The organism is Streptomyces vietnamensis (assembly GCF_000830005.1).
GTDB lineage: Bacteria > Actinomycetota > Actinomycetes > Streptomycetales > Streptomycetaceae > Streptomyces > Streptomyces vietnamensis.
In genome coordinates this window covers 1-14,305 of sequence record NZ_CP010408.1, presented here as the reverse complement: position 1 = coordinate 14,305, position 14,305 = coordinate 1, and the positions used below count along the sequence as shown (strand labels likewise).

The 14,305-nt window shown below is 68.3% G+C and carries 13 protein-coding genes and 1 CRISPR repeat array (1 of these 14 cut by a window edge); of the genes, 8 read left to right on the top strand and 5 right to left on the bottom strand.

Annotated features, from left to right (window positions below; genetic code table 11):
• Nucleotides 1-287: direct repeats of the CRISPR family, unit length 29 nt; unit sequence GTGCGGTCCTCGCGGGCAGGGACGGTCCC (it extends 171 nt beyond the left edge of the window).
• Between the two features lie 111 nt (nucleotides 288-398).
• Nucleotides 399-851, bottom strand: a complete 453-nt coding sequence (locus SVTN_RS39425; protein ID WP_041134777.1) for a hypothetical protein — start codon at nucleotides 849-851, stop codon at nucleotides 399-401.
• Between the two features lie 425 nt (nucleotides 852-1,276).
• Between SVTN_RS39425 and SVTN_RS39420 the strand changes: the two genes are divergently transcribed.
• The 5 genes from SVTN_RS39420 (at nucleotide 1,277) to SVTN_RS42905 (ending at nucleotide 7,559) form a co-directional block, all read left to right on the top strand.
• Nucleotides 1,277-2,572 carry a DNA polymerase III subunit beta gene (locus tag SVTN_RS39420; protein WP_159026581.1) on the top strand — a complete coding sequence of 432 codons (1,296 nt, stop codon included), beginning with the start codon at nucleotides 1,277-1,279 and terminating at the stop codon, nucleotides 2,570-2,572.
• Between the two features lie 681 nt (nucleotides 2,573-3,253).
• A complete protein-coding gene (locus SVTN_RS41345) occupies nucleotides 3,254-4,666 on the top strand; it encodes a hypothetical protein (RefSeq protein ID WP_159026580.1) in 1,413 nt (470 codons plus the stop codon).
• A gap of 75 nt (nucleotides 4,667-4,741) precedes the next feature.
• The gene (locus SVTN_RS39410; RefSeq protein WP_041134775.1) at nucleotides 4,742-5,677 is read left to right on the top strand and encodes an ETEC_3214 domain-containing protein; all 936 of its coding nucleotides are present in this window, start codon (nucleotides 4,742-4,744) and stop codon (nucleotides 5,675-5,677) included.
• A gap of 318 nt (nucleotides 5,678-5,995) precedes the next feature.
• Nucleotides 5,996-6,637, top strand: coding sequence for a hypothetical protein (locus tag SVTN_RS39405; RefSeq protein ID WP_041134774.1), 642 nt, complete (start codon nucleotides 5,996-5,998; stop codon nucleotides 6,635-6,637).
• A 763-nt stretch (nucleotides 6,638-7,400) separates the two neighbouring features.
• Nucleotides 7,401-7,559 carry a hypothetical protein gene (locus SVTN_RS42905; RefSeq protein ID WP_245728042.1) on the top strand — a complete coding sequence of 53 codons (159 nt, stop codon included), beginning with the start codon at nucleotides 7,401-7,403 and terminating at the stop codon, nucleotides 7,557-7,559.
• Between the two features lie 28 nt (nucleotides 7,560-7,587).
• Here the strand turns inward: SVTN_RS42905 and SVTN_RS39385 are convergent, their stop codons facing one another.
• The gene (locus SVTN_RS39385; protein ID WP_041134770.1) at nucleotides 7,588-8,346 is read right to left on the bottom strand and encodes a hypothetical protein; all 759 of its coding nucleotides are present in this window, start codon (nucleotides 8,344-8,346) and stop codon (nucleotides 7,588-7,590) included.
• Between the two features lie 334 nt (nucleotides 8,347-8,680).
• On the opposite strand from SVTN_RS39385, the gene SVTN_RS39380 reads away from it, so the two are divergent.
• Complete coding sequence (locus tag SVTN_RS39380; protein WP_041134769.1) at nucleotides 8,681-9,007, top strand: hypothetical protein; 327 nt, start codon at nucleotides 8,681-8,683, stop codon at nucleotides 9,005-9,007.
• 127 nt (nucleotides 9,008-9,134) lie between these two features.
• Here the strand turns inward: SVTN_RS39380 and SVTN_RS39375 are convergent, their stop codons facing one another.
• The 3 genes from SVTN_RS39375 to SVTN_RS39365 all read right to left on the bottom strand — a co-directional run bounded on the left by SVTN_RS39375 (nucleotide 9,135) and on the right by SVTN_RS39365 (nucleotide 11,918).
• On the bottom strand, nucleotides 9,135-9,617 hold the full coding sequence (locus tag SVTN_RS39375) for a hypothetical protein (RefSeq protein WP_041134768.1): 483 nt from the start codon (nucleotides 9,615-9,617) through the stop codon (nucleotides 9,135-9,137).
• A 239-nt stretch (nucleotides 9,618-9,856) separates the two neighbouring features.
• Nucleotides 9,857-10,849: a hypothetical protein gene (locus SVTN_RS39370; RefSeq protein ID WP_159026579.1), complete on the bottom strand. Its 993-nt coding sequence runs from the start codon at nucleotides 10,847-10,849 to the stop codon at nucleotides 9,857-9,859.
• Nucleotides 10,850-11,393: 544 nt separating this feature from the next.
• Nucleotides 11,394-11,918: a hypothetical protein gene (locus SVTN_RS39365; RefSeq protein ID WP_041134766.1), complete on the bottom strand. Its 525-nt coding sequence runs from the start codon at nucleotides 11,916-11,918 to the stop codon at nucleotides 11,394-11,396.
• A 341-nt stretch (nucleotides 11,919-12,259) separates the two neighbouring features.
• Between SVTN_RS39365 and SVTN_RS39360 the strand changes: the two genes are divergently transcribed.
• Nucleotides 12,260-13,072, top strand: a complete 813-nt coding sequence (locus SVTN_RS39360; protein ID WP_052499799.1) for a DUF3560 domain-containing protein — start codon at nucleotides 12,260-12,262, stop codon at nucleotides 13,070-13,072.
• Nucleotides 13,073-13,280: 208 nt separating this feature from the next.
• A complete protein-coding gene (locus SVTN_RS39355; protein ID WP_041134765.1) occupies nucleotides 13,281-13,631 on the top strand; it encodes a DUF3846 domain-containing protein in 351 nt (116 codons plus the stop codon).
• Nucleotides 13,632-14,305 lie beyond the last annotated feature (674 nt).

Below are 14,305 nucleotides of genomic sequence, written 5' to 3'. Positions count from 1 at the left end.
GATCCAGGCCCTGTGCGGTCCTCGCGGGCAGGGACGGTCCCTGTTCAGGTCCGTCGTCGTGCGGACCGGGGAGGTGCGGTCCTCGCGGGCAGGGGCGGTCCCGCGGGCACGGCCACCCGGCTTGCCGAGATCTTGGGCGGCCCTCGCGGGCAGGGACGGTCCCGCGCGTGAACTGTGCGCGAGGCCGGATGGAGCCGGTGCGGTCCTCGCGGGCAGGGACGGTCCCCGCCAGTCGACGACGCAGTCCGGCAAAAACGGGTGTGGCCCTTGCGGGCAGGGACGGTCCCTGTAGCGGAGGCCACCGACAGGCAGACGCGACGAGTCGACTCCTTGCGGCCACCACCGTCAACGTGTCAGGTGGTGCCGGCCTGATGGCCGAGAGCCCGCCATCACCCTCGTCACACCTCGTCGCGGTGCTGGCCTCGGGTGTGGTCACGGCGCTCCTCGCCGGGCCGGAGCACCCACTGCAGCTGGATGAACGCGGCCGTCTCGTCCTCGAACTCGGCGTGCACTCCGTACTTGAGCGCCGGCGGGGTCGCGCGGGTGCTGTAGCGCGTGGCGGTGACGGCCCCGGCCGTCATGGCGGCGTGGGCGAAGAGCAGCTCGATGTCGCCAACACGGACCGGGCCGGAGGTCGGTAGGACAGGTGCCGGATCGAGATCAGGGGCAGGGGGCCGGGACTCGGGGGTGGTCCGAACCAAGATCTGCCACCAGGCCTCCCCGCCGCCGGTGCGGGTGACGAGGCCGTAGACCAAACCGTCCTCCAGCTCGCCTCCGATGGGCCGGCCTTCCAGTCCGGTGACGGGTTCCAGGGCGGCAAGGATGGCGTCGCGCAGTGCGATCGGTTCCACGGTGGGGACTCCTTCGGGGATGCTGCAGCCGGACACAGATTGGTCCGGCGAACGGGGCCAACATGATCGCGGCCGAATCCGTTCCGCAAGGATGTTGGGCCAGGTGAGCGGCCTTTGGCGGGTCGCGCTGTCGGACCGGGCGCCACACTGCCCTACCGTCACCGCACGTCGACCTGGCGGGGTTCCTTACCGCGGGCCGGCCGTGTGGTCGCAGGGCACCGTCAGCCGATCCGGGGCAGACGGGCGCGCCCTGCGGCCCCGGCCGCTCGCACGCTGGTCTCCGGGGCGAATTGAGGCGAAAACAGGGCCTGACCAGCCCCGATTGTGAATGATGAGTGGTATAGTTGTCTTGTTGGTCGGCGGTGGCAGTCGGCCAACAAGCCGAATCCGCATCTCACCTCCCAGGGAGAGCTATGACCACGCCCATGACGCAGGTCGCTACCTCCAACACCGAGAAGAAGGAGGGAAAGCAGCCCGTAAAGCCGACCGCTCACTTCGCCGCTAATCACGCGGAAATCATCGACGCCCTGAATTTCGCTGAATTCGGGATTGCGCCGAAGGCGCAGCCGCCCGCGCAGCGCGGTGTGCTGATCGAGAGCGGCGACGACCGGATCGTCTTCAGCGCCTACGACTTCGAGACCGCCGTGTCGGTCACGGTCCCGGCCACGACGCCGGACGCGAAGGGCTCCTCGCTCCTCGACTTCCCCGAGCTGAAGAAAACGCTCGCGGCCATGGTCGCCGGGGAGCCCAAGACTGTCGCGGCCCGGACCCGCGTCTCGCTCACCGGAGACCTGCTGGCCACCGAACACCTCACGGTGCCCGTCACCACCCACGACATCCACGAGTACACGCAGCCGCTGGAAGCCGTGCCCGCCATGGCTACCATGGACGCGCAGACCTTCCTCGGCCAGCTCAACCGCGTACTGCCCGCGGCGGGCCGCGACGACACGCTGCCCGTGCTCACCGGCATCCAGATCACGCTGGACGGAGAGACACTCACCATGGCGGCCACGGACCGCTACCGCTTCGCCGTCGCGGAACTCCCCGTCACCGCCACCGTGCAGCCGCCGGAGAAGCCGCTGACCGCGCTCATCCCTGCCGTCACCCTCTCCGTCCTGGCCAAGCGGCTGAAAACCCACGACGGTCCCATGGGCATCGGCATCCTCGAAGACGACCACGCCGAAGGGGAGCGCCTGGCCCACCGACCCACCCCGCGCGCCACGCTGTCGCTGGGCGCCGTCACCGTCACCATGCGCTCGCTGGACGGCGGCCTCCCCAAGTACGGGAAGCTGTTCCCCAAGACGTGCGAGACGTCGGTCCAGCTCGACCGTGCCACCACCGAACGAGCAGTGAAGAAGTGCCAGGCCGTCCTGAACGCCAAGGGCCTCAGGAGCGTGCCCGTCCTGTTCGCGTGGGACATTGACGGCAACCTCACGCTCGCCCCCCGCATGGACACGGCCGAAGACGCGGCCCGCACCAAGGGCATGCCCATCCCGACGACCATCACCCACGGCACCGACGAGGGCCTGCGTGGCGGCCTCGCCGCCTTCAACCCGACCTTCCTGCTGGACGCGCTCGGCACGTTCACCAGCGACACCATCACGCTGCACCTGGGCGAGATGAAGGACGGGCAGCTTAGTAAGCCCGTGCTCTTCACCGAAGGGCCCGAGATGGCCACCCAGGGCTACAAGCACCTGGTGATGCACGTCCGCCTCGCCTGAACGAGCAGCGGTTCACGGGGGCGGGGCCAGCAACCCCGCCCCCGCACCTCCCCGGCAGGGAGCGGCACCCTGCCGGGCCCGACAGCACACCCGCAGGAGGTACCCCATGGCCTGGATGCTCGACTGGAGATGGCTCTAGGACAACTGGACCGAGACCGACGGGACAACGCCCCAGTCCTGACCGCGCCCCACCCGACTCAACCAGGGCCTCACCATCCGCGGGCGGCTTGCCCGGCCACCGGCAAGGTGCCCGGCCCGGGGTGCCGGCGGCCTTGCTGCACCCCGCCCCGGGGCCGGGGCCTATGTCCCCCGCTCGCGCACCGCCGGCGCTGCAGACGGTAGGGGGCTCCGCCTGGCCCGGCAGCGATCGGCATCCAGTCGCCGCTCTGCGATGGAAGCCGTCGGCCGAGCTGACCAGGGCCGCAAGCGCCGGGCAGGCCCTCGGGAGGACTCAGCGCCGACGGCGTTGACACCCCAGCACATACAGCGCGCAGCCGTGGCTCGCTGGTGCGCCCGGCCCGCTTCAGTTCACCCGCAGGAGTGATTTCGCCCTCGCGTACGCGGGCGGGGATCTGACGGTGCGGCCCCAACTTCCGGTCAGACAAAGGCTATTGACAACAAAGGGGATCTTTCGGGATCTTTCGGACGTGGCTCCAGAGGGGGCCCGGAGAGGAGTTCGTGATGAGCAAGCCGCGGGAGTTCTACGACGAGCGGGCGGCGGCCGGACGGCTCGGAGTCTCGGTGGCCGCCTGGCGCTGGGCAGCAGGGTCCGGACTGGTCCCACCAGCGGATGCCGGGCCGGGGCAGTGGTCGCGGTCCACAGTCGACGCAGTGGACGCCGAAGGAGTCCGTGCCGCGCTGCACGGGCCGATCGGCGCAGGAACGGCGGCGGACCGACTGACCGAGGCCCTGGGCATGCCGCTGCCGCGGTACCGGCCACGGGTCACCGCCGCGGCGGTCGGTCACCTGGTGAAGGCCGGCCTACTGGTCTGGCTCGGAGGAGACACGGTGTGCCCCGACGTCCACCCGGACCAGGTGGCAGCCCTCGCACGCCGCCGTGACCTGCCGGCGCTGCTCGACCGCCACGTCCCCCTGGGCCCGGACCAGGCCGCAATCCGACTCGGCGTACGCAGGGCCGACTACGACCAGATCATTAGGCTCGGCTGGATCTCCCCAGTGGACTCCGTGACGATCGACTACAAGTCCCACGGCGGCTTGACCACGGTCCCCCTGTACTCGGCCATCGACATCGCGCTGCTCCCGGTGCTGCGCCCCGGAGTGGACTGGGAAGCGGTGCGCACCGTGGCTGCGGGCCGCCGCTCACCGCTCGCGGGACTCACCCCGGTCATCCCGGGGCAGGATGTGGTGCTGCTGGCGGAGATCGGAAGGATCGCCGGAGTGGGCCGGGCCGCGGTGGTGAACTGGCGCCGGAAGCAGGCAGACTTCCCGGACCCGGTCGGCGGTACGGACACGCATCCGGAGTTCGACCGTCGCGCGATGGCCGCCTGGCTCCTCGACCACGACAAGATCGAGATCCCTTCGGAGGTGCCGCCGGCCATGCTCCTCCTGGACGGCCCCGAAGGCACGACCAGGATTCGTCTCGACGGCCCGCTCCTGGCCCTGGCGGACGATGCCGAGGAGGAAGACCGGCTGTCGGGCTGGTCCACCGACGACGACGCCGACACGCTGGCCGAGCTCGCGGCCGGAGAGTATGGGGCGTCGCTGCGCCGGCTGACCGTGCCGGGAGCGATTCCGCTGGCCGTACCGGGCGAGGTACGGGTGATCGACCGGTTCAGGTCGGGATCCGGCGGCCTGCGGATGACGCTGGCATGGCCGGCCGGCCTTCGGGGTGCCGCCTCGGACGGGCAGACGGGCGGAGTGGTTCGCCACGGGCTGGCGTACGCGGCCCCAGGGGAGGCCTGCGTATGCAAGCGGTACGACTGTGGCGGCATCGTCCCGGTCAACTGGTGCCAGGAACACGGCGCATCTGCCGAACCGGTCATGGAATGGCACCCCGGAGGCGGCATCCGCTGCACCGACCTGGCCCGCAGCCGTACCAGTCCGACAGCCGCCGCGGTACCGCCTTCACTGTGAGCGCGCGGCCGAGGCGCACATAACGATCCCGCCCCGGCCGCGTTCGCCGCTCCGCCGAAGATTCAGACTGCCTGCGTGAACTGGCTCCTGGGGAACGACTGGCTCGGCCCGCTGGGCGACATAGGCAAGATCATCAGTGGGGTGGTGGGCGCGATGGCGATCCTCAAGGGCGTCTCCGAATGGTGGACGAACGGCCCCGGGCGCCGCCGGACCTGGACGAAGAACTTCCGGCTCCTTGGCCCCAGTGTCCGGCCGGCCTACGTCGAGTCCCTCTTCGGCGAGCCCGCGTTCGAGTCCAAGGCACAGGTCGACCTGCGCGACTACGAGGAAGAGTTCCTACTCACGGAGCGGGTGTGGAAACTCGGCGAGGACGGCTACCTCGTGACGTGGAGCAACGACCTCAAGGTCTGCGCCTACTCGATCACCACCCGCACCAAGGGCTTCAAGCCGAAGATCCGGATCGGCGCCGAGTGGGGCAGCAACGGCACCGCCGTCCACGTCACCCTCGGCCGCACCCGTTTGCGAGACATCGGAGCGGGTACCGACTGGACCCCCGAGGAGATCGCCTCGTGGGCGGGCGCGCGCCGCATGGAGTACTACGAGACGTACTACGCCGGGAACCTGGGGCACTACTCCAGCTGGGCCTGCGGAGTCTCCCAGGCCGGCCACAACCCCGGCGGCGCCGGCGCCGTGGGTCGCCTGGGCCCGGAAGGCGACTTCGACGCCTTCCTCCCCTGGGGCGAGCGCGACAGCCTCACCGCCGAGCAGAAGGACTCCCTGGACCGCTTCCGGGCGACGGCGACCGTGAACAGCCTCATGGTCATCGCCCCCGGCACGCCCCGGATCCATCCAACTCTGCCGCGCTCGGGACCGGACTCCGACGTCGTCCGGACCCTGATCAAGGCTCCCGCCCTGTTTGGGAAGTGGAAGCTGCGCCGAAACCTCAAGAACCTCGAGCGAGGGGACCAACCGCGCCGCTTCACCCGCCTGCGCCTCAACCGGGGCGACTGACAGCCCGCTCCCCAGCTACGTCGCCCGAGCCCCCTGGGCGCTGCACGCCAGGCAGATCAGCCGCGCTGCGGCCCGTACCGCACGGTGAGTCCCTGACAACGCGGGCACGGCCCGACCTGCCCCGGCACGCCGCAGGATGATCGCGGCCGCGGTCGAATCCGTCGTTTCGGGGTCCAGGCGCCTGGGGGGACATCACTCATGCATCCGAATTTACGCTCAGCCCGGCCGTCCTACCGTCGGCGCGCTCCGGTACCGAGTTCTGCCGTTTGCCCACGGTCACAGCCACGCCAAAGACAGACTCCTGGCATGGACGAAAGCATGATCGCTCTCATAGTCGGGCTTCTCGCAGCCGTCGCCGCAGTGTACGCCGCGGCGCTCCAACGCAAGGGCCAGGAACACGCGCAGGAGAAGCAGTGGTTCTACGACCGCCGTCGGCAGGCGTACACGGCCTTCGGTACTGCCGCGCGCGCCTTCGTGTCGGTCACCGAGCCCATCTTCCTGGAGCACAGCCGCGCGGAGGCGGCCTTCACCGAGTCCACGCTGAACGGCCCGGAGCCCGAGGCGGACGAAGACGGCCTGGTCCTCGAGGAGACGATCACCTGGGCCGAATACCTGGCACCGGTGCTCGACGACTTCGACGGCAAGTGGGTGAGCGAGAAGGCCCCGGCGCTTCTACAGGAGGTGATCGCCGCCTATGACGGCGTGGACCTGGAGGGGCCGCCCGAGATCGCCAAGACGGCGCACCGGGTCGTGGTCTCGGCCCACCGGCTGCTTGGTGGCAAGGAGCTGTTCGAGCGCGAAGCGGCGCACGAGCCCGCCGCCAGCGCGCGCGATCTGCGTAGAGCGGAAGTACAGGAGTACTTCAACGCCCTGTTCAAGTTCCGGCGCCAGAGCAAGGTGTACCTGGACAAGAGCGGGAAGGCCCAGAAGCAGCAGAAGCGCACCCGCAGCGTACGGTGAAGATGTGGGAGTACAAAGACGCGACTGATGCACGCTCTTGGCACCCGGAGGACGGCGTCGAGCCGCAGGTGAAAACCTGGCCGACATACGCGCGGCCCATGATGCGCGTGCATGTCGGCGGGAAGTGGCGCCGCGGGACCGTTCCGTCTAGGCAAGACTGGGCCGACGGCCGTGTGTTCTACCAGGTGCCGTACGACCCCGGCACCTCCTCCAAGATGGCCAGGCTCTTCAAGTGGCCGCAGCCCGGTCTCCAGCCGATCGGCCTTCCCGCCCACGCTGGCCACGGTGCGCTCCCAGCACCACCCGCCCCTTCCCGGGCCAGGGTCCAGGCCGCGGACGGCTGACCTCACCCGGTCGCTCCGCCCTGGGGGGCTGTGGCCACACGTACTCGCTTGCCGGCGTACTCGACAACGTCGCCTGGCAGGATCAGGAGGCCGGGCTCCCCGCCCTGCCAGGCCCGCCGATCCGGCGCACCTGAACCGCTGGGCCTCGGGCGCCGACCATGACGACGGTGGGGGCGACCTCCCACCCGTGTCCGGCCAGCCACCGCTTCAGAGCCGCAGAGTCCTCGCCGCTCGCCACCTGCGGCCACTCGAACGTGCTCATCGTGACCCCCTGTGCCCCCGTCGCTGGCTTGTCCCCCGATCGTGCCACGGCGCACCGACAACCCGGGGAGCTCGAAGACGTCCTTGCGTGGGCCGAGGCCGGGCATGATGAGCATGTGCCGAGCTATGTGCCCTCCCCTGAAGAAGTGACCGCCGCGATGACCGAGAAGGGCGGGTGGACGAGGAAGCAGCTCGCGGAGTGGGGAATCCCATCTCCCCCGCCGCCGGGCTGGCGCAAGCACCTCGAGGCGAAATGGCGCGGCGAGGACGTCCCCGACCTGCCCCGGGACGAGCCCGACCAGGACGCCCTCTTCTAGTCGCGTCCCACCACGAGGGGCCGGTCTGTCACCGGTTCGGGATCACGCCGTCCATGAAGTGCTCGAGGTGATCCCGGCAGTTGGGATACCCCTCCAGTGGCGGCAGCCCGGCGGCCTCGCTCGCGTGCCAGATCGCCTCGACCATGATCCCGGCCGCCTCGTACCATTCCTCGTCCCCGCTGAACCGGACCGCCGCCGCTCGGGCCATCGCACAGGCGGCCCTTCTGGCGGCCACGGCGACCGATGTCTCGGGGCCAGTGAGGCCGACGGCGGTGTCGTACGAGAACGGGGCCCGGCCTCGAGTGCGGATGACGTCCGAGCACCACATCGGGTCGTCGACGAAGATGTCCAGGGCGGCCCGGGCAAGGGCCCGGCCGTCGAGAAGCGCCCCGGCCTTCGACAAGGCGAGGAACGCCGCGTGGTACGCCTCGGCGTCGGGTGTGTCCGAGTACGTTTCGAACCCAGCCCGGCTCAGGGCCGCTCCGGCGGCTTCCTCGCATGCGGCGTACGTCCGCTTCACCCTGGCGTGATCGGTGCCGTCGAAGAGCTGCTCGACCTCGTTGCCGGCGTCGAGCCAGGTGCCGGCCTCGGTGGTCACGGCATCGGCGGCCAGGAGGCAGTCTGCGGTCTCGGTCAGGCCCTCCGCCTGTAGCGCGCGGGCGAGCCGGCCCCAGCTGTCCTCGGTGGGCTCGCACATCTTCAGGCAGGTGGTGTACGGCAGGCCGGTCACGGCCTGGATCTGCCGAGCGAGTTGCGTGGCGCGGGTCTGCTTCTTTGGCATCGTCATCTCGGATTCCGGCGGACGTCGCCCACGCCATGCCCGCCCGGTTGCTCGATGCGCTCGATGATCTACGAGATACGCGGGCCTGTGAGACCTTCACCCGGGATCGCCGGCCGCGTGGGAGCCGACGGCGGGAGGCAGTACGCGCCTTGCCATCTGGCAGCATACCGACCCTTTTTGCGAGACGGACTCAGTGCCGTGTTGCGCGCGCTCCTACCGCTTTCGCCAGGTGAGGGGGGAAGTCACCCCCGCTGATAGTTATACGTATGTGGTATAGTTGTTTAACTGGTCGGCGGTGGCAGTCGACCGGGGACCGAAGACGCGATCGAGAGGATCCCAGATGACCATTGCGACTACGTATCGGTACGACCCCGCACCCGGCAGCGAGTACCCGTTCTCCATCTCGGACATCGCACGCCAAGCGGTCAAGGTCCTTGGCGACGACTGGCACGCCGAGTCCGGCTACTGGGGCGTGACCGGCGAGATCACCGCCCCGGACGGCGCCCACTTCCTCGTTGCCGTGGATCACGAGGGGGACCTGTACGTTCACGCGAACGACCGCACCGAGCCGACCTTCCTCCTGGAGTACTTCGACTGCACCAGCGCCTTGGACGGCCTGGACGAGGTCACCATGCGCGTCGCCGCGGTGATCCTCGACATCGCCTGACCCGCGTCCGTCAGTCCCGCCCCGGGCGCCAAGGTGCGCCCGGGGCCCGGCCTTACGGAGGCGCCGGTTTGAGCCGCACGAGTCAGCGCGGGCCGCCGAGCCAGTCCTGGACGGATTCTTCCGCCGGTCAGCCCTTCTCGACAGGCTTTGCGGCGAGTCGCCGTACGGTGCGCTTGATCGAGCCAAGCTCTTTCAGTACCTGATCCATCGCGGAGTCCATCACCATGATTGGGTCATCAGCGGACCAAAAGCGCACTGTCTGAGCCACCTGATGCTCCCAGAATCCAGCATCCTCGGCGGCTTCGAAGCCGAGCTGTGACGCAAGTTCGGCAAAGCCGCTCCCAGGCCGGCCGGTTGCCTTGCGAATGACAAGCGCCGACAGCAGAGGCCGACCGTGCTGGTGCTCATAGACGCTGATGTGGCCGAGCTTCGGGTATAGCCCGCGCATCTGGCCCTGCGACGTGTAGGGGTCCAGACCATGCGGGTCAATTCGTTGTGCGAATTCCTTGTAGCCGATGCAGGCGGAAAGCGGATCGACTGGGTCGCCGGCCTTCGCAAGTGAGCGCAGGAGGCGGTGCATGTCGCGTTCGATGGGGGTGAGTGAGAGCACGCGAGCTCCTCGTAGGGAGAGGACCCGTAGGTCCGAGTGTCCGTGGACGCAACGCCCGTGGGCGTGGTCTGACGGTAGCTCACCTGAGGCCGGCCCCGCTACGCCCTGCTTTCTGCCGCTGGGCGCAGTGGGGTGAGGCCCGCCCGACCAGGGTGTGATCAGCCAGGTGCTCGGAGAGGGGGATCATGCTGCGCCACAGCACGGTCGGGCCGGACAAGGGGCGACGTCGTATCTCGCAGCTACGCGTGGATCTGGTGGGGAAGGTAACCGTCTTGCAGTTCGCGCAGGAGGCTAACGGCCAGCATGAGTACCACGAGTGCGTTGACCAGCGTGTATTGAGTTCGCCCGGCCGCATGCGCTGTAGCGTGGCGGTTAAAAGTTTGCGGTACGGGGCCCTCGTTGAAGGTCGTGTACGCCGCCTTAAGGGGTGCGAGAACACAAGCCTGGCGGAACTCAAGAATTGTCGAATCGTCAGTGTCGACCTCGGGTAGTCGGCTATTCAGGTTGCCGTAGCCGTCCCATTTACCATTGGTATTCTGCAACTCGGGCTGTGCTCGCCAGAGGGCACGGTAGAGCGTGTCGACGACGCTCGCTGCCAAGGCCTGAACCCCCTCGACCTGGCCGGCTTTGGCCATGTCGACACACTTCTTGAGCAGAGCGGCCTGGTGTACGAGCTTAGGGTCCTCTACTAGCTCGATGACGGAGCTGCAGGACTCGACGATCAGCTCCTGTCCTGCCTGCACGGCTTCGAGCATCGCTTGCGTGTCGGTCGCCTGGAGAAGGTCGCGGACGATGGGTGCCGGCGGAACCCACGCCAGGGGAATGCCCTGCTGAAGGACGGACACCACCGTCTCGTAGTTGAGGGCCTGGTCCTGCCAGTTCTCGGGGAGGAACCGCGTGGCCCGGTCCACGATGTCCTGGAACCCGGCAGCCATATGGCGGACTCGCGTCCAGTCGACCATCGGCTGGATCCACTGTTCAAAATCCGGAGCACCTTGCTGGAGGAGGCGCTGAGCGCTCGCAAGCATGCGGCGGTGAGATTCCGTCTGCGCAAGCACCTGCCGGATCCCCTTGGAGGCGTCATCTGCCAGTGACTCGTAGTTGAGCAGCACGCTGTCCGGCAAGCCGAATGAGATGAGTGGCCCGGCAACTTCCTGCTCATCGTCCGAAGGCATAAGAGGAGCCGTCTCGTCATCGGGGTCGGGTGACGTGCCGTTTGTTTCTTCGCTCACGTGCTCATCTTCGGAGGATCGAGGCGGGGACGCAAAACCATTCGCCATTTGATCATGGCCATCTGGGAGATGGGCTGGTTAGTCAGGGAGGTGTGTGAGGTTGTAGGAGGGTTTGGGTGGGGGCAGCGGTCATGTAGGAAGAGTCCTACGGGTGTGTAGGTCCAGGGAGTGGGACTGTGGCGATGAGCGGGCACTGCCCAGTGTCGGCGCCGGTCGCCGTCAGGATTCGGTTGGGTCGGCGGATCGGACGACGTCCTTGCCGAGGCCAAGGCCCTCTGGTCAGCCGCCGTCAACGGCGCAGACCCCGACGCCGCTGACGGGATCCGCGAGGAACATGCCGCCTTCCACATCGCCGCTGCGGATGCTGTCCTGTCTGCCCGCCAGACTCCCTGGCCATCCAAGTCCTCCCATGCGACTGCTGCGCTTTCCGCATGAGCTGACCCACTCGCCCCATCCCGGCCCGAGCCTCGTGTCCGGGAAGGGACCTTTCTTCTCAGCTTCGGCAATGGCCTCGGGCATATAAACAGCGCGGCGTTCTGTGAGGTCAGAGATCGGTTCCTCCCTGTTCAAGGAACTTGCTGACCTCGTCCGCGATGCCCTTGCCGCGGGTCTTCTTCACCGCGGTCCGGCCGGTGGATTCGGGGATGCCATCGCTGCCGACCCACACGTACGGGTCTGTGCCTTCATCATCGACTTGCATGGCGATCTGGATATCGATGGCCTTGAGGTGGCTGGCGGGGGCGGCGGCGTAGACGGTGGCCGAGGCCCGGCGGAGCGGGTAGAGCCGGAAGTTCCTGATCCAGGCCGAACGGTACTTGTCGAGGAAGGCGCCGTGGCCGTCTTTTCCTGCACGTATCTGCACCTCGTCGTGGTCAAGGCGAAGGTCAAAGTACTCCTCGGCGCGGTTCTCGACGGTGACCTGGAAGCTGAAGTACGTCAGACCCTTCGCGTCGTCGTCACGGCCTCGCTTGGGAACGTCGCCCTTCTTGAAGCTGTGTACCCGGACGCGGAGGCCTGTGAAGTCTTCGTCGTACTCCTGCCAGTCCCCGAGGACGTTTGGATGGAGCATGCTGTGTCTTCCCTCCTGGTGACTGCCGACGGGCAGCGGTTGTAGGCATGAGTAGTTGCGATGCAGGATGCGAGATTGCTGTCCCGCGGCAGGGCCTCCGCGATCCGCCAGCTCGTCCTCCAAGCCCCGGCCTCCATTATCACGAAGGCACTCGGTATCACGGCAAGACCGCTATCTGCCTGGTCACCGAAACTGGCGGCACTGTCGTCGAAGGTACCGCTCGGGGTGACGGGTCCGCGGGGATCCTCAGGGGCCGTCGTTTCCGCTGGTCCCGCAAGCTCGGTTGCTGGTATCTCCCGCACTCCCGTGACCGGGCCGCCGACTGTTTCACCCTCGGCGCGGTGGCCGAGGCCCTCCGTGAGGCGGGGCACGCCGTGCATGTGACTGTGCGCGAGGACGTCGCCCGTAGTTTCGTCGAAGCCGAGGCCGAGCGGGAGGAGCGCGCCGCTGACCGGGCCGAGCGGTTCAGCGCTCGTGCCGACCGGGTCGCCGGCGTTTCCACGGCGGCGTTCGCCGAGGCCTGCCGTATTGGTTCCGCCATTCTTTTCGGGCAGCCGGTCCTGGTTGGCCACTACTCCGAGGGCCGGCATCGCCGGGACCTTGTCCGGATCGGGGCGAGCCAGCTCCAGGGCATCGACGAGGGCAACCGTGCCGAGCGCTGGGCCGGCCGCGCCGATGCTGCCGCCCGCTACGAGCAGCACCGCAAGGGCCCGGCCCGCACCCTGCGCCGCCTGAAGGAGCTTGAGGCCTCCCTCCGGGGACTGGAAAAGCTGCTCGCTGGGGAATCCGCCTTCGGCTCCTCGCGGGACATCACCAAGCCGGAGAACGTCGCCGAACTCACCCGCCGCCACGCCGAGACTGTCGACGAGATCAACCATTGGCGGGAGATCATCACCGAGGCGGAAGCCGACGGGTTCAAGCTCTGGTCCCGCGCCGACTTCACCAAGGGCGACTATGCCCGCTCGCGCGGCCGCTGGTACGAGGCGCTCCGGGTCAACGGTGCCTCCGTCACCGTTCCCGGCGGCCCGGACATTCAGCCGGTCATCAACCGCAGCACCCGGGCGTACTCCTGGGACGACCGTCTCCCGTACGACGCCATTACGGGCCGTATGAGCGCCGAGGACATGGCAGCCCGCTTGGCGGCCAAGGGTTGATCCGCCCTCAGGCACCCGCCCGCCCGGAACCAGCCGCTGGAGAGCGGCACGGGGCGGGCGGGCGCTGCTGAACCATGGGCCGTGGAAGGCAGCAGCGACTGAGTGGCGGAGTAGACGAGGTGATGAGTACAGGTTATAGTTGTCTTGTTGGTCGGGGGTGGCGCCCGGCCGGTACCGAAAGCCCACATCTGCGAGAGATGGAGTCGCTATGACGATCACGCCGTCTGCCCTGCTGATCACCCCTGAGGCCGATGTCGTCCCCGTCGATCTGCCCGTCGGCAGTGGGGACCGGTTGACGGTGATGTACGCGGTGATCCGTTGCCGGAGTGTGGATGTGGTGGCGTTGACCGATCGGCTGGATATGTGGCTGGACGATGAGGGTCTGTACACCCAGCCGGTGAACCTGGTGGCGACGGCGCTTGCGCGGCGCTTCGGCCGGACCTACCAGGCATACCACGGTCCCGTCCTGTTGACCGGTGGGGCCGATGAGGAGGGGGAGACGGTGCCGTTGAGCAAGGACAAGGTGCTCGCTCTGCTGGCGAGCCTCATGGACCTCTGACGGAGCTCCTGTGGGGAGCGGCCGGAAGGCTGCTCCCCACAAGGCCCGCTGGCTGCGCCCGGAGGCGACTGCGTGAGCTCGGGGAGCCGGCCGGGGACGCGTACGCGCGGAAGCTGTGCGCCACCTGGGGGTGAACCGGGCTCGAAGTGGGTTGCTGGTGAGCCATTTTGACGGAGTGATAGCCGAATCAGGGAGGCCCGGAAGGGCCTCTTCTTCTTTTCCGGGACGGTTCCCTATTCGTTTTCCGAGCGGTCACATTTCGCGCACGCAGTATCTGACTAACCGCCAGATAGAGAAACCTTGTGAATCCGCTCTCGGCGCACACGTAACACGCCGGAGCGGATCACCAACCGATGGAACGCGCCGAATTTCAGAGTCCTGGAAACCGGCCGTCAGGCCGCCCCGGAATTCGCCCTCCGTGTCCGTCCCGTAATACCGTGCGCTCGTGAGGGCGCCCACCCCGGACGCGGCGCCCGACAGGGCGCTGAAACCCCCTCAGGAAAAACACCCCATCCCCACCCGCGAACACCCCCCACCCCACCCCCCCGGACACCCGAACACACCCCCTCCCACCCCCACAGGCCCCGACAGGGGCCCACACCCCCCACCCAACCCCCACCAACCCCCCAACCAGGCACCACACATGACACCAAACCCCAGACCCTAGCCACACC